General features: G+C 62.0%; 17 protein-coding genes and 1 pseudogene. 8 read left to right on the top strand and 10 right to left on the bottom strand.

Annotated elements, in window-relative coordinates:
• Positions 1 to 62: 62 nt before the first annotated feature.
• From BUB69_RS14115 to BUB69_RS14090, 6 genes are all read right to left on the bottom strand, one after another.
• On the bottom strand, positions 63 to 626 hold the full coding sequence (locus BUB69_RS14115) for a DUF4136 domain-containing protein (protein ID WP_073167804.1): 564 nt from the start codon (positions 624 to 626) through the stop codon (positions 63 to 65).
• Between the two features lie 18 nt (positions 627 to 644).
• Positions 645 to 1268, bottom strand: coding sequence for a DUF4136 domain-containing protein (locus BUB69_RS14110; protein ID WP_073168147.1), 624 nt, complete (start codon positions 1266 to 1268; stop codon positions 645 to 647).
• Positions 1269 to 1285: 17 nt separating this feature from the next.
• A complete protein-coding gene (locus BUB69_RS14105; protein ID WP_073167802.1) occupies positions 1286 to 2035 on the bottom strand; it encodes a methyltransferase domain-containing protein in 750 nt (249 codons plus the stop codon).
• Entirely contained in the window at positions 2032 to 2337 is a 306-nt protein-coding gene (locus BUB69_RS14100; protein ID WP_073167800.1) for a MazG-like family protein, read from the bottom strand. The genes BUB69_RS14105 and BUB69_RS14100 overlap by 4 nt, the downstream gene beginning before the upstream one ends.
• A gap of 154 nt (positions 2338 to 2491) precedes the next feature.
• A complete protein-coding gene (locus BUB69_RS14095) occupies positions 2492 to 3349 on the bottom strand; it encodes a MaoC family dehydratase (protein WP_084537104.1) in 858 nt (285 codons plus the stop codon).
• Between the two features lie 30 nt (positions 3350 to 3379).
• Positions 3380 to 4735, bottom strand: coding sequence for a 3-oxoacyl-ACP reductase (locus BUB69_RS14090; protein ID WP_073167797.1), 1356 nt, complete (start codon positions 4733 to 4735; stop codon positions 3380 to 3382).
• 109 nt (positions 4736 to 4844) lie between these two features.
• On the opposite strand from BUB69_RS14090, the gene BUB69_RS14085 reads away from it, so the two are divergent.
• From BUB69_RS14085 to BUB69_RS14075, 3 genes are all read left to right on the top strand, one after another.
• Positions 4845 to 6122, top strand: a complete 1278-nt coding sequence (locus BUB69_RS14085) for an acetyl-CoA C-acetyltransferase (RefSeq protein ID WP_073167795.1) — start codon at positions 4845 to 4847, stop codon at positions 6120 to 6122.
• 104 nt (positions 6123 to 6226) lie between these two features.
• Complete coding sequence (locus BUB69_RS14080) at positions 6227 to 6505, top strand: hypothetical protein (protein ID WP_073167793.1); 279 nt, start codon at positions 6227 to 6229, stop codon at positions 6503 to 6505.
• Positions 6506 to 6539: 34 nt separating this feature from the next.
• Positions 6540 to 7991 carry a DUF726 domain-containing protein gene (locus BUB69_RS14075; protein ID WP_073168145.1) on the top strand — a complete coding sequence of 484 codons (1452 nt, stop codon included), beginning with the start codon at positions 6540 to 6542 and terminating at the stop codon, positions 7989 to 7991.
• A gap of 10 nt (positions 7992 to 8001) precedes the next feature.
• Here the strand turns inward: BUB69_RS14075 and BUB69_RS14070 are convergent, their stop codons facing one another.
• Positions 8002 to 9030: a bile acid:sodium symporter family protein gene (locus BUB69_RS14070; RefSeq protein ID WP_073167791.1), complete on the bottom strand. Its 1029-nt coding sequence runs from the start codon at positions 9028 to 9030 to the stop codon at positions 8002 to 8004.
• An 84-nt stretch (positions 9031 to 9114) separates the two neighbouring features.
• Here BUB69_RS14070 and BUB69_RS14065 point away from each other — a divergent pair, with 84 nt between their 5' ends.
• Positions 9115 to 9918, top strand: coding sequence for an AraC family transcriptional regulator (locus BUB69_RS14065; protein ID WP_073167788.1), 804 nt, complete (start codon positions 9115 to 9117; stop codon positions 9916 to 9918).
• Positions 9919 to 10128: 210 nt separating this feature from the next.
• Positions 10129 to 11025: a PA4780 family RIO1-like protein kinase gene (locus BUB69_RS14060; protein WP_024685380.1), complete on the top strand. Its 897-nt coding sequence runs from the start codon at positions 10129 to 10131 to the stop codon at positions 11023 to 11025.
• A 186-nt stretch (positions 11026 to 11211) separates the two neighbouring features.
• Here the strand turns inward: BUB69_RS14060 and cueR are convergent, their stop codons facing one another.
• The 3 genes from cueR to BUB69_RS14045 all read right to left on the bottom strand — a co-directional run bounded on the left by cueR (position 11212) and on the right by BUB69_RS14045 (position 14258).
• Positions 11212 to 11613, bottom strand: coding sequence for a Cu(I)-responsive transcriptional regulator (gene cueR / locus BUB69_RS14055; RefSeq protein ID WP_073167785.1), 402 nt, complete (start codon positions 11611 to 11613; stop codon positions 11212 to 11214).
• Positions 11610 to 13808, bottom strand: coding sequence for a heavy metal translocating P-type ATPase (locus tag BUB69_RS14050; RefSeq protein WP_073167781.1), 2199 nt, complete (start codon positions 13806 to 13808; stop codon positions 11610 to 11612). The genes cueR and BUB69_RS14050 overlap by 4 nt, the downstream gene beginning before the upstream one ends.
• Before the next feature lie 69 nt (positions 13809 to 13877).
• Positions 13878 to 14258, bottom strand: coding sequence for a hypothetical protein (locus BUB69_RS14045; protein WP_073167777.1), 381 nt, complete (start codon positions 14256 to 14258; stop codon positions 13878 to 13880).
• Between the two features lie 145 nt (positions 14259 to 14403).
• On the opposite strand from BUB69_RS14045, the gene BUB69_RS14040 reads away from it, so the two are divergent.
• The 3 genes and pseudogenes from BUB69_RS14040 to BUB69_RS29600 all read left to right on the top strand — a co-directional run bounded on the left by BUB69_RS14040 (position 14404) and on the right by BUB69_RS29600 (position 16358).
• Entirely contained in the window at positions 14404 to 14601 is a 198-nt protein-coding gene (locus BUB69_RS14040; protein WP_073167774.1) for a heavy-metal-associated domain-containing protein, read from the top strand.
• Between the two features lie 134 nt (positions 14602 to 14735).
• A pseudogene (locus tag BUB69_RS29605) lies at positions 14736 to 15500 on the top strand (MCP four helix bundle domain-containing protein); the annotation flags it as partial.
• Positions 15495 to 16358 (top strand): methyl-accepting chemotaxis protein, encoded by an 864-nt coding sequence (locus BUB69_RS29600; RefSeq protein ID WP_425439370.1) that lies wholly within the window; start codon positions 15495 to 15497, stop codon positions 16356 to 16358. The pseudogene BUB69_RS29605 and the gene BUB69_RS29600, both read left to right, overlap by 6 nt.
• The last annotated feature ends 130 nt before the right edge of the window (positions 16359 to 16488 follow it).

Here is a 16488-nt window from a genome sequence, read left to right as displayed (position 1 = left end):
GTAGTCAAGGCGTTGGAGGTGTGCTGGTGTCGAGGGGCGCGATCAGGTGTGCATCATCGAGCTCAACGCGGCGGGTACTGCTCCAGGATTTTGGCCACTGTTGCGCGCATGGCGGTGTCCCGGTCGGCCGGGTTACCTGTGTTATCGCTGAGGATGCGCTCGGTGCTGCCGCGCCAGACCAGTTTGCCGTCCTTGCTGTCGAACAGGTCGATCTGCAGGGTCGACACCTTGTAGTCGACGCTGCGGGTTTCAGTGTTCATCGGAGCGCCCCAGTAACCGTAACCGCCCCACGGGCCCCAGCCGCCGCCATAGTTGGTGCTGACCAGTTGCTGGCGGTTTTCGACGATCAGCCAGGCCTGGACCCTCAGGTCGGCAGGCTTGCCGGCAGGTGCCATGCGCAGGCCGCGCTGATCCAGTTGATCGTTGATCGACTGGCGAATGCGCTGTTCGGTCAGGTCACTTTTAAGGCGCGGGTCATCAGGCTGATACTGCACGCCGGGCTCCTTCCAGCTCCAGGTGCGATAGCCGGCAAAGTCCCGCTGGGCGTCGAAGTCACGGTTGACCTGGCTGGTTTGACAGGCCGTGATCAGGAGCAGGCACGACAACAACACGAGGCGGCGGAACATGGCAGTTCTCCAAAAGAGTTACCGGGGAGGATAGGCGGTCAGCGCTTGTTGCACTGCCTGACGTAAAGCGTTGCTGCTGTCCGACTGATCGGTGCCGCTGCGAGTGTCGGCGCTGGCACTCCACACGGGTTGACCGGTACGGGCATCGAACAGGCTGATCTGCACCACCATGACTTTTTCCTGATAGGTCCGAACCACTGGCACGCTGGCATACCCGCCGTAGCCCGGACCGTAACCGCGCCCATAGCCGCCGTAACCCAGACCGCCGCCGTAATACGGCTCGTAGTCCTCGCGCACCTGGCGCAAGCGGGTTTCCTGCCGGGTTGCCGCGCTGACGTACAGGTCTGCTGGCTGATTGCGGGCAGGCCGCAGGCCTCGCTGGTCCAGTCCGTTGCTCACGGCTTCAGCGACCTGCGCCGCGTCCATCCAGGCTGTGCCGGGCGGCAGTTGGCCATTGAGCCACGCCCAGCTTCGATAACGCCCGTAATCCCGTGGCGGGGCGGGGTAGGCGCTCAGGTCCAGCGTCTGCGCTGCCTGAGGCGGTGCAGGCGCAATGGGCATCGAGCTGGCGACGTACGGATTGTTGCTCTGGCAGGCGCTGGTCGCCAGAAACAGAACGATCAAAGCGAGGCGGTGCTTCATGATGATCTCCGAAGGTGTCAAACCGGCCGGCAAATCCAGTGCAGGTACCGACCCAGGCCCGCAAAAGCCGGATGACGCCGGTGCGCCAACTCCATTTCCAGAAGGCCTGTCAGCTCGGCCCGGGCCTGGAACTCCACCGGCATGTAATCGTGGAACACGCGCACGCCGCTCTGGGTTTCGACTCGCCACTGTCCTTCAAGTTGCGTCGCCAGTTCCCGAGGGTCGAGTGGCTGTTGGGGCGTCAGGCTCTGCTTTTCACCGGCCATGTCGTTCTTGCGCATCTTGCGAAAGTGACCCTTGAGCAAGTTGCGATAGATCAGTGCGTCGCGGTTGTAAAACGCCAGCGACAGCCAGCCGTCGGGCTTGGTGAGCTGGTGCAGTACCGGCAGGATGGTGTGCGGTTCGGCCAGCCATTCCAGCACGGCATGACAGATCACCAGGTCGTAAGTATCGGTCAGCAGGTCGGGCAGCGCCTGCCAGGGGGCCTGAATGAAGGTCGCCGTCTGTCCGGCGTCGCCGAAGCGCTGGCGAGCGCCTTCCAGCATCGGTTCGGCGGGCTCGGCCAAGGTCACGTCATGGCCACGCTCGGCCAGCCACAACGACATGTGGCCCAGTCCCGCACCGATGTCCAGCACGCGCAGCGGTCGCTCAGGCAGCGCCTCTTCCAGATCGGCCTGCAGCACCGCGAGGCGAATCGCGCCCTTGGCGCCGCCGTAGATCTTTTCGGCGAAACGGGTGGCCAGTTGATCGAAATGGCGGTCGCTCACTTGGCGAATCTCCGTTCGCTGTCCGCCAGCTTGCTGCGCACGACTTCGTTCATGTCCAGCCCTAGTTCGCTGCACAACAGCAACAGATAGAGGACGATGTCACCCACTTCCTGCCCGGCATGGGCCAGTTGCTCAGGTGACAGCTCGCGGGACTGGTCTTCGCGCAGCCACTGGAAGATTTCCACCAGCTCCGACATCTCCACACTGGCGGCCATGGCCAGGTTCTTGGGGCTGTGAAATGGCTTCCAGTCATTCTGGTCGCGGATGCGATGCAGCCGCTGGGTCAATTCGTCGAGGTTCATCGTATTCTCCTGAAGGCGCATAGCTTCAGGGGGAACCGGTTGGCAGGCAAGCGGGCTTTTGGGTTTGTTCAGCTGCAATAAGGAATGGATGCTTCTCAGACACCCCGTGATCGACTCAAAGAGAGGCAAGCTCCGGGGTCTGTGCCAAGCCTCGTCACTCCACCGCAGGCTGCCAACTGCCGATCATGTGCATCAGGTCCGGCTGGCCGTCCAGCCGCAGCTGGCCGTGCGAGCCTGCTGCGCTGGCGAACAGTTTCACATCGCTGGGCAGGCGCACCGGCTTCTGGAACTGCACGGCGATCTCGACGTTGGACGCAGGCAGATGCTCATCCAGGGCGGCGAGCGTGCGTGCCTTGAGCCACATACCGTGGGCGATGGCGCGCGGGAAACCGAACAGTTTGGCGCTGGGTGCGCTCAGGTGAATGGGGTTGTAGTCGCCGGAGACGCGGGCATAGTCGCGTCCGATATGTGAGGTGGCTTGCCAGGTGGCGTGCTCGATGACTGGCAGACAGGCCGGTTCGAGGTGCTCGTCCCTATCGCCCTCCAGCCTTACGCCCTTGCACAGCATGGTGCTGTCTTCTTCCCACAAAACACCCACGCTGTCTTCGATGTGAGTCACCAGCGTGAAGGTCGCGCCTTTGGGATGTGGCCGCAGGTCAGTGGCTTGCACGCTGACGTACACCTGGCCGACGCCGCCGAGCGGGCGATGAATGCGGATGCGGTTGGCGACGTGTACCAGTCCCATCAACGGAAAGGGAAAGTCCTTTGAGGTCATCAGTTGCATCTGCAGCGGGAAGGCCAGAACGTGCGGATAGGTCGGTGGCAGCAGGCTGCTGTCCTGGAATCCGCACACTGTGCGGTACGCAGCGAGCTTGTCGGCATCCACCGACACCCAACTGCGCAAGCCCAGATCAGGCAGTTGCGTGCCCGTGACCTTGCGGCGCAGGGCGGCGTGGAAGAACAGGTTAGGCAGCGCAGGCACCGCATCCAGATAGAGCCAGTGAGCAGTCATCATCCTTCTCCTCGAACTCAATGCAGGGTCTTATGCCCCGATCACGCTTTGACCACAGACGCGCAGCACCTGGCCGCTGACCGAGCCCGTGCCCGGCTGGCTGAACCAGGCCACGGCTTCGGCGACGTCCTGAGGCGAGCCGCCCTGACCGAGCGAGCTCATGCGCCTGCCCGCTTCACGCAAGGCGAAGGGCATGTCGGCGGTCATTCTGGTTTCGATAAAGCCCGGAGCAATCGCATTGATGCTGATGCCACGCGATTGAAGGCCCGGAGCCATGGCGCGGGCGTAACCGATCAGACCGGCCTTGCTGGTGGTGTAGTTGGTCTGCCCACGATTACCGGCGATGCCGCTGATCGAGGCCATGAGCACTACGCGAGCGTTGTCGTTCAGCGCGCCGTGGTCCAGTAACGCCTGAGTCAGCACTTGCGGGGCGTTGAGGTTGACGGCCAGCACCGAGTCCCAGAAATCCTCCGGCATGTTGACCAGCGTCTTGTCGCGGGTGATACCTGCGTTGTGGACCAGAATGTCGATGCCGCCGTGCAGATGTTCCAGCAATTGGCCTGCAGCGTCCGGTGCGCAGATGTCCAGTGCCAGCGCCTGTCCGCCCAGGCGCGAGGCCAGGGCTTCAAGGTCCGAACGGGCTTGTGGCACGTCCAGCAGGATGACCTGAGCACCATCGCGGGTCAGGGTTTCGGCGATCGATGCGCCGATACCGCGCGCAGCACCCGTCACCAGGGCCTTGCGTCCGGCCAGTGGGCGACTCCAGTCCTGCACGTGCGACGTGCATGGAGTCAAATGCAGAAACTGCCCGGAGATAAACGCACTCTTGGGCGTCAGGAAGAATCGCAGTGCGCCTTCCAGCTGATCTTCGGCCCCTTCATCCACCTGCAAGAGTTTCACCGTGGCACCGTTGCGCAGTTCCTTGCCCAATGAACGGCTGAAGCCTTCTATCGCCTGCTGGGTGCTGGCCGCCAGAGGGTCGTCGAGGGTTTGTGGCGAACGAGTGAGGATCACCACATGGGCGCAGGTATCGAGGCAGCGCAGCAGCGGGTGAAAGAAATCACGCAACTGCCGCAAGTGTTCGGTCCTCAGGATCGTACTGGCGTCGAACACCACAGCCTTGAGCTTCGGGCTTTGGTTGGCAACCCAGGCCGTGGCGCCGGGCATGTCACTGCCGAAGCTGTACAGCGAGTCGGTCAGGCGCTGGGCGAACCCGCGAACCTGGTCAGCCAAAGGCCCCGCGCTGATCAGCAGCGTGCCCTCAACAGGGCGCAGACGCCCGGCCTGCCAACGCTCAAGGCGTGTCGGGGCCGGCAGACCGACGGCTTTCACCAGGCGACGGCCCACGTCGGAGTTGGCGAAATCGATATAGCGATCTGACGGCATGGAACACTCTCCTCGGGTCGGGGTTCAAAGAAGTGGACCACAGCCGGGCGAGGTTTGTTCTTGCTCATCTGCGCTGTTCATCTATCGGTTTGAAGAAAGGGAGTTTTCCATGACGCAGCCTCGCCGGGTCGCCATCGTAGGCGGTAACCGTATTCCGTTCGCCCGTTCCAATGGCCCGTATGCCACGGCCAGCAATCAGGACATGCTCACCGCCGCGCTTGAAGGGCTGATCGAGCGCTTCAACCTGCACGGGCTGCGCATGGGCGAAGTGGTGGCCGGTGCAGTGCTCAAGCATTCTCGCGACTTCAACCTGACCCGCGAATGCGTACTGGGCTCCCGACTGTCGGCGCAGACCCCGGCCTACGATATTCAGCAGGCCTGCGGTACGGGGCTGGAGGCGGCGTTGCTGGTGGCCAACAAGATCGCCCTGGGGCAGATCGAGTGCGGCATTGCCGGCGGGGTGGACACCACCTCCGACGCGCCCATCGGGGTCAACGAGGACCTGCGTGCCATCCTGCTGCAGGTCAACCGCAGCAAGAGTACGGGTGACAAGCTCAAGGCGCTGATGCAGTTGCGTCCGCATCACCTCAAGCCGGAGTTGCCGCGCAATGGCGAGCCGCGCACCGGCCTGTCGATGGGCCAGCACTGCGAATTGATGGCGCAGCACTGGGGCATCGAGCGCGCGCCTCAGGACCAGCTTGCACTGGAAAGCCACCAGAAGATGGCGGCGGCCTATGCCGAAGGCTGGCACGATGACCTGATGACGCCTTATCTGGGGCTCAATCGCGACAATAACCTGCGCCCGGATCTGACGCTGGAGAAGCTCGCGGGCCTCAAACCCGCCTTCGAGCGCAGCGCGAAGGGCACGTTGACGGCAGGCAACGCCACACCACTGACCGACGGCGCTTCGGTGGTGCTGCTGGCCAGCGAAGAGTGGGCGCGCGAGCGCGGTCTGCCGGTGCTGGCTTATTGGCGTGATGGCGAAGCGGCGGCTGTGGATTTTGTCAGGGGCGAGGAAGGCCTTTTGATGGCGCCGGTCTACGCTGTGCCGCGCCTGTTGGCACGCAACGGCTTGACGCTTCAGGACTTTGATTATTACGAAATCCATGAGGCCTTCGCTGCCCAGGTGTTGTGCACGCTCAAGGCCTGGGAAGACGCCGACTACTGCAAGACCCGATTGGGGCTGGACGCGCCGCTGGGCACTATTGATCGCAGCAAGATGAACGTCAAAGGCAGTTCGCTGGCCGCCGGTCATCCGTTTGCCGCGACCGGTGGCCGGATCGTCGCCAATCTTGCCAAGCTGCTGGAGGCGGCAGGCCGTGGTCGCGGGCTGATTTCCATCTGTGCGGCGGGCGGGCAGGGCGTGACGGCGATTCTGGAGCGCTGAGTACCTGTCGTCGCGCCGATAGCCATAGACCCGGGTCGTCGGCATAATCGACCGCTGCAGGGCGGGAGTACCCTGCGCTCGGTTGAAGCACAGACAGGTGAAGGATGGGACTCATTATTGGCGTGGCGGTGCTCCTGATTCTGGTGGGTGCCTTGCTTTACCTGTTCGACAAGGGATCAAAGTCCCGCTGGCTGCGCCCTTATATCGGCCTGATGCTGATCGGGCTGCTGATCGGCGGCATGGGGCTGTTGATCGGCCTGATTTCCGACGAGATCGAACGCTATTTCATTCTGGTCGCCAAGGTCGTCATTTCGCTGACCGGCGTGGCTTTCTGCCTGCGGTTGATCATGCTGATCGCCAAGCGGTTCATTGTCAGAAATTGAACGGGAGCGCCACGGTCAGGCGAAACAGGACAACGTGGACAATCATTTCAAGTTTCTGACGCTGCCCAGACCCTCGGGCAACGTGGCCAATATCTTCATCCACGGCTATTCGTCGGGGCATGACCTCAATGACCGACGCCTGCTGGCCAACAGCATTCCGGCCGCATTGCGCCAGAGCGTGAATATCCTGGCCTTCTGGCCGTCGAGCCACTTCACGCAAATGAACAATCGCTCCCGTGGCCTGTTGGTGGCGGCTGCCCGTATGCACCCGCTGGCCGGAGCGGCTGCGCTGGCGGGTGATCGTGCTTACCATTTTTCACGCATTCGCTCGCGTGCCGAAGCCATGGGCAAGGTGTTGCTGGCGCAACTGGACCGTTACCTGTTCGAACAGCACCCCGGCGTTACGCGGGTCAACCTGATCGGCCATTCGCTGGGTGGACGGCTGTTGGTCAGCGCGCTCAAAGGGCTGGACCGGCCCCCCGAGCATGGTCTGGTGATCGGCGATGTGCTGCTGATGGCTGCCGCAGTGCGCCTCTCGGCGGACGACGCCCGTGCGCTGAAACGCCGTATTTGCGGGAGGCTGATCAATGCGTACTCCAGCGAAGACCACGTGCTGTTGCTCAACCTGGGTGAAAAGAGCCTGGGGCGTGGGCCGGTCGAGCATTTTGAAAACGTCTACATGCAAGGCTATCGCCACCATCATTACTGGACGCGCTTGCAGGAAGTGCTGATCGCCACCCGCTTCAGCGGCTGCGAAGGCATGGACCTGGACGACGTAGCATTACAGAGGGCGAATCAGGACCCCGTGCTGCAGGACACGTATCTGCACAGCGTGCTGTCGCGTTCGCCGTACTATCTGCTGGAGGCGGCGATCCAGCACCTGCGCAGCAGCCGCTGGACGCAACTCAAGGATTCTGAGGAAGACCGGATTTACGCCTTCGTGCGCGAATTCCAGCTGGTCGCCGGGCACTGCGTGGTCAATGCCGCCCGTCGTCACGGCATCTCGTACACCCGCGTGCTCGGCATGCTCGCCCGGCAGTATGATCTGGGCGATGCGCTGCATCACTGTGCGACCGTGGTTGAAGTCGAAGAGTTGTTGCTCGGAACCTTCTTCCGCCACGCATTTACGGCGGCGCATCCCTTGGCGCAAATGCCGCGTGCCAGCGTCAAGGCCATGCCCTGGGACGTTTACGCCAGGCATGTCGATACGCTGGCCGAGCGCCTGACCGTGGGCTCGATTTTCAAGCCCGCGAGCAACGATGATGTGCCCATCGGCTCTGCGAGCCGCTCGGTCGCGACCCTTGAGCCGCCCGAGCGTCAGCCCGGTTCGCTCAAGGGCTTGTTGTCGGCGATTCGCCAGGCACCGGTTCAGCGTGTGCTGACGCGCTTCAGCACCGCGCTCAAGCCGGGATATTCCGCACTGATCCCCACCGTTGCCATTGTGTTCTATGCGCGCGTCACGCTCGACGACGATGCTTTGATGTAGCGCATCGTTGTCACGCGGCCTGCGCTTCCTCAAGCGCTGCTTTCGAGAGCTGCTGGCGATGGCGGTTGGCGTAGTTCTCGGCGATCACCGAGCAGACAATCAGCTGCATCGGGTGATAAATCATGATCGGCAGCAGAATCAGGCCCAGCCCCGGATGGGTGCCGAAAATCAGCGCCGCCATCGGCGCGCCGGCCGCCAGGGACTTCTTGCTCGCACAGAACACAGCGGCAACCTTGTCGGCGTGATCGAACTTCAATACGCGTGCCGTGCTGGTGGTCATCAGCAGAATGACTGCGAGCAGGAGGGCGGTGCCGATAAAGGCGGTCAGGATCACGCTGTTGCCCTGGCTCTGCCACATGCCCGAGATCATCGAGTTACAGAACGCGGCATATACCAGCAGCAGGATCACCAGTTTGTCGATGATGCCGGTGTACTTCTTGTGGCGCGAAAAGAACGTGCCCAGCAATGGCCGCAGCAACTGGCCCAGCACCAGTGGCAGCAACAGCATGAGGCTCAGTTTGAGCAGCGTATCGCTCAGATCGATCCCGCCTGCGCCGGTTCCGACGACAAGGCTAATGAGCCACGGCGTGATGAAAATGCCCAGCACGCTGGACATACTGGCGTTCAGAATGGCCGCAGGCACGTTGCCGCCTGCGCTGCCGGTCAGTGCCACAGACGAGGAGATCGTCGAGGGCAGGGCGCACAGGTAGAAAAAACCCAGCATCAGCAACGCCGGGACATGCGAGCCCAGCAGTTTGTCGCACGCCAGCCAGAGAACCGGAAATACCACGAAGGTGAACGCCTGGATCATCACGTGCAGGCGCCAGTTGCGCAGGCCTTTCTTGATCTGTTCGCTGGACAGGTTGACGCCATGCAGGAAGAACACCACGAACACGCCGATGTTGATGACGTACTCGGCATGCATGCCGCCGCCGGTCGCGCCGAAGCGCGGAAAGAAATACGCCAGGACAGTCGCCAGCACCATGCCCAGCAGGAACCAGTCGGTGGCGACGCGCTTGAAATGTTTGAGTGATTGCATGGAAGGCTCGGGCAATTTTGTAAACAGGGATGTACGCAGGCTACTCTGTTGAGCAATAGCCGTCTTGCGACATAAGGTCATACGATGCCGAGTAACGGACAGATCGACACGCGTCATCCCGAAGGGCAACGCCAGATCCCCGAACTGCCGGGGCTGCCGCGTCCCCTGTACGCTCGCGCCGAGAGCCTCAGCGCCGGCTCATGGACGCCGCCGCATCGTCATGAATGGGTGCAGTTTTCCTATGCCATCAGCGGCGTGCTGGGGGTACACACGGCCGAAGGCAGCTTTTTCGCGCCGCCGCAGTGGGGCGTATGGATCCCTGCCGGGCTGGAGCATGAGGTGGTGACGTCGATGCGCGCTGAAATGCGCAGCCTGTATATCCGCAGCGAAGATTCGCGCTGGGCGCCCGAGCGCTGCCGAGTGCTGGAGGTCACGCCGCTGGCGCGTGAACTGATCAAGAGCTTCTGCCTGCTGCCTGCCACCTACCCGGAACAGGAGAGTGCCGAATCGCGGCTGGTGCAAGTTCTGCTGGATCAACTGGCGCATCTGCCTGAAGTGGGTTTCTCCCTGCCGCTGCCGCGGCATCCGCGTCTGCTGGGCTTGTGCAACGAGTTAATCGAGGAGCCCTGCCAGTCAGTTTCCCTGCAGGACTGGGCCGAGCGTCTCGGGACCTCCGAGAAGACCTTGATGCGTCTGTTTCAGCGCGAAACCGGCCTGAGCTTTCGCGGCTGGCGACAGCGTGCGCGGTTATTGTCCTCGTTGAGCGCCCTGGAAGAAGGCAGCAGCGTTACCAGCGCCGCCCTTGCCTGCGGCTACGATTCGACGTCTGCGTTCATCGCTGCATTCAAAGGGTTGTTCGGCGTTACGCCTGGCGAGCTGTTCAAATAAACCGCGCGAATGTCAGCGGCGACATGTTTTGCTGCGCAATATCTTTGCAGCGCGACGCGGCACGAAAGGTGCTTGAAACCGGGGCATTGCGTGAATTTTCGATAAAAATCCATGCAACTCAAAAGACGCTCCCCCTACTCGCTGGCGGAGGATTGCCGTATAACGGCAACAATCGCGTATCTGGCCACAAAGGACCCACAATAAAAGCTGATGAAAACTCCTAAACGCATTGAACCCCTGATCGAAGACGGTCTGGTCGACGAGGTGCTGCGCCCGCTCATGAGTGGTAAAGAGGCAGCTGTTTATGTGGTGCGCTGCGGCAAAGAGCTGCGGTGTGCCAAGGTTTACAAGGAGGCGAACAAACGCAGTTTCCGCCAGGCGGCCGAGTATCAGGAAGGTCGCAAGGTACGCAACAGCCGACAGGCCCGGGCCATGGCCAAGGGTTCGAAGTTCGGCCGTAAAGAAACCGAAGACGCGTGGCAGAACGCTGAAGTGGCAGCGCTGTTCCGTCTGGCCAGCGCGGGCGTGCGAGTGCCCAAGCCGTATGACTTCCTGGAAGGCGTACTGCTGATGGAACTGGTGGCCGACGAGTATGGCGATGCCGCGCCGCGTCTGAACGACGTGGTACTGGAGCCGGATCAGGCGCGCGAATACCACGCGTTCCTGATCGAGCAGATCGTGCTGATGTTGTGTGCCGGTCTGGTGCACGGTGACCTTTCCGAGTTCAACGTGCTGCTGGCGCCGAGTGGTCCGGTCATCATCGACCTGCCGCAGGCGGTGGATGCGGCGGGCAACAACCACGCGTTCAGTATGCTGGAGCGTGACGTCGGCAACATGGCCTTGTACTTCGGCCGTTTTGCGCCGGAACTCAGAAAGACCAAATACGCCAAGGAAATGTGGTCGTATTACGAAGCCGGTACGTTATCGCCGACTACGGTGTTGACCGGTGAATTCGACGAGCCGGAGGACGAAGCCGATGTGGGCGGCGTGCTGCGTGAAATCGAAGCCGCCCGTCTGGACGAAGCCCGTCGTCAGGCCGCCCGCGCAGCCGACGATGCGCCACCGGGCAAGTCCACGGAAGAGCCGCCGCCGCCCTGGTTGCAGTGACCAGCCGCTCCGCGTCGCTAGGTTATGTACGAAAAGTGGCTGCGCTCGGTGATGCTGCGTTAAAAACAGGCTCGGAATGCTCATTTACAACACGTAGACTCCGCTTCCTCGCCTGTTTTTGCCTTGCCTGACCTTCGCTCGCCGACTTTTCGTACAAAACCTGACAGGCGGACGCGGAGCGCCCTGTCACGAACAACACCCTCCCGACGCCAGATCCTTGAGGATCGGGCAGTCAGGTCGGTCGTTGCCCTGGCAGTGCTCTACCAGATCCTGAAGCGTGTCGCGCAATCCGGCCAGTTCGTTGATCTTCTGGTTCAACGCGATGATGTGCTGGCGGGCGAGGGCTTTGACGTCGGCGCTGGCGCGCTGGCGGTCCTGCCACAGGGTCAGCAGCTTGCCGACTTCTTCCAGTGAAAACCCCAGGTCCCGTGAACGCTTGATAAAGGCCAGGGTGTGCAGGTCTTCCGGGCTATATAGCCGATACCCGCTTTCGCTGCGATGTGCCGCCTGCAGCAGGCCGATGGATTCGTAGTAACGGATCATCTTGGCGCTGAGGCCACTTTTCTTTGCCGCCTGACCGATGTTCATGGTGTGTCTCCCGGATCTTTGGGTTTCCAGGTCTTGAGCAGCAGGGCATTGCTCACCACGCTGACGCTGGACAATGCCATTGCCGCCCCGGCGAGCACCGGGTTGAGATAGCCGAACGCCGCCAAGGGAATACCGATCAGGTTGTAGACGAACGCCCAGAACAGGTTCTGGCGGATCTTGGCGTAGGTTCTGCGGCTGATGTCCAGTGCGGCTGGCACCAGGCGTGGATCGCCACGCATCAACGTGATGCCTGCCGCCTGCATGGCCACATCCGTGCCGCTGCCCATTGCAATGCCGATATCGGCGGCGGCCAGGGCGGGCGCATCGTTGATGCCGTCGCCGACCATGGCCACCACATTGTGGGTTTTCAGTTGCGTCACGGTCGCCGATTTGTCGGCGGGCAAGACTTCCGCATGCACATCGTGAATGCCCAGCGCCTTGGCCACCACCTGCGCGCTGCCGCGATTGTCGCCGGTCAGCAGGTGGCTGGTGATACCGCGGGCATTGAGCTCGCGTACCGCCTCATCGGTGCCCGGTTTGAGCGAATCCCCGAACGCGAGCAGGCCGATGACGTGCGGGTCGGGTCCCCGCTCGATCAGCCAGGAAAGCGTTCGCCCCTCGGCTTCCCAGATGCGCGCCGATTCGGCCAGATCGCCCATCGGCAGACCGCTTTCCTCCAGCAGGCGTCGGTTGCCCAGAACCAGTTCATGGCCTTGAACCGTGCCGGCAATGCCGCGTCCGCTCAGCGCGTGGCTGTGCTCGATCTCGTCCAGCGTCAGTTGCCACTCGCGACAGACGTCCAGCACCGCCCTGGCCAGTGGATGCTCGCTACCGCGCTGCAAGGCACCGGCCCGTTGCAGCAGTTGTTCTTCGTTGCCCTCCAGCGCAATCATGTTGGTGATGCGCGGGGTGCCGGACGTCAGCGTGCCGGTCTTGTCGAACACCACGGCCGTGACTTCATGGGCGCGCTCCAGGGCTTCGGCATCCTTGATCAGAATGCCGTAGCGCGCCGCAACCCCGGTGCCGGCCATGATCGCCGTGGGCGTGGCCAGCCCCAGCGCACAGGGGCAGGCAATCACCAGCACCGTGACCGCGTTGATCACGGCCACTTCCAGCGACGCGCCGACCAGCAGCCAGCCCGCCAGGGTGAAGAACGCAATCATCAGCACGACAGGCACGAACACCTGACTGACACGGTCCACCAGACGCTGGATGGGCGCTTTGCCGGTCTGGGCGTCCTCGACCAGACGAATGATGCGCGCCAGGACCGTTTCCGAGCCCAGCGCAGTCACTCTCACCAGCAGCCGGCCTTCGCCATTGATGGCACCGCCCGTGACCCGGTCGCCGGGTTCCTTGGTCACCGGCACGCTTTCGCCGGTAATCAGCGCCTCGTCGGCGTGGCTGTGACCTTCGATGACATCGCCGTCCACCGGAAAACGCTCGCCGGGTTTGACCCTTACCCGGTCATCCAGCTGCAGTTCGCTGATGGCGACTTCCTGTTCGACGCCGTCCGTCACGCGCAAGGCCCGGTCCGGTCGTAATGCCTCCAGCGCACGGATCGCACTGGCAGTCTGGCGCTTGGCGCGGCTTTCCAGGTATTTGCCCAGCAGCACCAGCGCGATGACCACGGCCGAGGCTTCGAAATACAGATGCGGCGTGGTGCCTGGTGCGGCATTGAGCCATTGATAGACGCTCAAGCCGTACCCGGCGCTGGTGCCGATGGCGACCAGCAAATCCATGTTGCCAGCCCCCGACCTCACGGCCTTCCAGGCCGCCACGTAAAACCGTGCACCCAGAATGAACTGCACAGGCGTGGCCAGCGCAGCCTGTACCCAGGCCGGCAACATCCAGTGCACGCCCAGCGGCGAGAGCATCATGGGCACGATCAACGGCACCGCCAGAACGATGGCCAGCAGCAACGCCCAGCGTTCACGGTGCAGGCTGCGTACCTTGCGATCGGTTTCGACGCGCTCGTCCCGTAGCAGCGTCGCGCCATACCCGGCGTGGCTGACGGCGCTGATCAGGGTGTCTGGATCGGTCTTGGGTTCGGCCTGCACATGGGCGCGTTCGTTGGCCAGGTTGACCGTCACGCTGTTTACCCCCGGCACCTTGGCCAGGGCACGCTCGACCCGGCCTGCGCAACTGGCGCAGGTCATGCCACTGATGGGCAGGTCGAAGGTGATAGTGTCTTGCATCTCGTTCACTCCCTGAGGCTGGATACCTGCAAGGATCAACCTTGCCATACGGGCAAGGTCAAGCGCGAATCAATAGTTGAGGTCGGCTTTCTTGAGGTACATGCCCTTGAGACTGGTGGCGATGCGGTATTTCAGGATGTCGCCAGCGTGCATCTGGATCGTGGTACTGCTGGGTGCTTCCATTCCCGGCTCGCAGCCGACGATTTTGCCCGGCAGCCGACGCAGACGCACCGAGACCGGCCCGGCCGGCAGATTGAAGGACACCGAGTCCTCCTGGAAGAGGCGTCCGGCCAGTTGATCCTGAATGTAGATGCCGATTTCACAGGAGGTCGCCACTTCCAGGCGCTCTCTGGAAATGATCAGAATGCCGTAATCCTGGGCGGCCTGAACGGCGGGGGCGGCGGCCACTAAACCGAGAATGCTGAAGAGGCTAACTGCTGACCAGCGCATCGCTGATCCTCCTGAGGTAAACGTCGATAACGGAGCTTGGCTCACGATAAGGCTGAATGCCAGCCCGGCAGCGCATACAAAAACTTGACCTTGTCACGATGGCAAGGTTGAAGATGCCGCTCATTCACTCTCAGAGGAGCATCCCATGCAGTTATTCCATGTTCAGGGCATGACCTGCGGTCATTGTGTACGGGCCGTGACGCAGGCCATCCAGCAGGACGACCCGGCCGCTGACGTGCAGGTCGAGTTGGCGAGCAAGGAAGTGACGGTGCAGAGCATGTTGAGTGCCGAGCACATCATTCGGCTGATCGGCGAGGAGGGATATCAGGCTCGGGCGATCTGAGCCGCTGCCATTTTCCAGGCCAACAGCGGCGTGGCCGATTCAGGGCGATTACCGAACACATCGGGTAGTCGCAGCCTTCAGAAAAGGACCTCACAGTCGTAACCATAGCTACGCCCATTTGTCTGGTAGTGCCCATGACCCTCCGCAGTCTGCGTTTTTCCACCCGCGCCTTTCTAAGCTTCGGCATCATCCTGTTGCTGCTTCTGGGGCTGGGGGTGTTCTCCATGATCCAGATCGCGAAAATGCGTGAGGTCGTGGTTTATACCGAGGAAGTCTCGCACGCAGGCACACGTGCCCTGGCGCGTATTCGGGATAACTCGCTGGGCATCCGTGTGATCAGCCTGCGCATGATGCTCAACCGCGATCCCAAACTCCTGACGCCATCGGTTGACCGGATGAATTTCCTGATCGGCGAACTCGACAAGTCCATGGCTGAGTACCGCGCCGTTGTACAGCCGGAGTCCGCCAAGGTGTTCACCGAGATGGAGAGTGTGATTGCCCGGTACAACCAGCAGTTGGTGACCTATCAGGGCCTGTCCCGACAGGACGACACGCCGGCCATGCTGCAATTGCTCAACGGCACCATTCAGGAGTTGTCGAACCAGACCGGGGACCTGTTCAACGCACTGGTCAAGATCAATGCCCAGAGCGCTGCGCTTTTTACCGCTGATGCGAAACTGCGTTACGAGTCGGCGATACAAACCAGTGTGATCGTGCTGGTCATCGCATTCGCCCTGACGCTGCTGCTGGCGTGGGTACTGATTCGAAGCATCACGGCACCGTTGCGTCAGTCCGTTGCCTTTGCGCGCAGCATTGCCGCTTGCGACCTCACCACCCGAATCGTGATCGATGGAAAAGACGAAGTGTCCGACCTGCAGCAGGCGCTCGTCGCCATGCAGGGTAGCCTGATCGACACCTTGCGCCTGATCGGCGACTCGTCCACGCAGATGGCGACTGCAGCGGAGGAAATGACGTCGATCACCAACCAGACGTCGATGGACCTGAACAGCCAGAACGCCGAAATTCAACAGGCCGCGACGGCGGTCAACGAGATGACCGCCGCAGTCGAAGAGGTTGCCCGCAATGCGGTTTCCACCGCCGATGCGTCCAGTACCTCAAGTGCCACGGCCCATGACGGGCGTGAGCGTGTCAGCCTGACGATCCAGTCCATTCAGGCCATGAACGCGCGAGTCGATGACGCCTCTCATTCGGTCCAGGAGCTGGCGGTTCACTCCCAGGACATCGGCAAAATCCTCGACGTGATCCGTGGTGTCGCCGAGCAGACCAATCTGCTGGCACTCAATGCCGCCATCGAGGCCGCGCGCGCCGGTGAGGCCGGAAGAGGCTTTGCGGTGGTGGCCGATGAGGTGCGTGCGCTGGCAGGTCGTACCCAGAGTTCGACGCTGGACATCGAAAAGGTCGTGGGTGCGATTCACGCCGGTACCTCAAAGGTTGTAAGCACCATGCAGGCCAACAACGAACATGCGCTGCATACGCTTGAGACCGCCAGACACGCGGGTGCGGCGCTGGATGAGATCACCGGCGCCATTTCGTTGATCCATGAGCGAAACCTGGTCATTGCCAGTGCTTCGGAAGAGCAGGCGCAGGTGGCGCGGGAAATTGACCGCAACCTGGTCAACATCCGGGACCTGTCGCTTCAGACGTCTGAGGGCGCCGGGCAGATCGACTCGGCCAGTCAGTCGTTATCGACGCTGTCCCACCAGTTGAAATCCATGGTTGATCGATTCCGTTTGTGAAGGCATCAGGCGATCAGGCTGGCAACCTGATCGCCTTTTTGTCCTGAAAAATCTTGAATTAATTTCTCCAGGTTTCGTCCTCTGCAACTCAAGCCGGTTAGACTAACCCGCTGCCCTGCATCGCTTACGG

Origin of the sequence: Pseudomonas asturiensis (assembly GCF_900143095.1) — a bacterium.
Lineage (GTDB): Bacteria > Pseudomonadota > Gammaproteobacteria > Pseudomonadales > Pseudomonadaceae > Aquipseudomonas > Aquipseudomonas asturiensis.
This window is presented reverse-complemented; position numbering and strand designations above follow the sequence as displayed.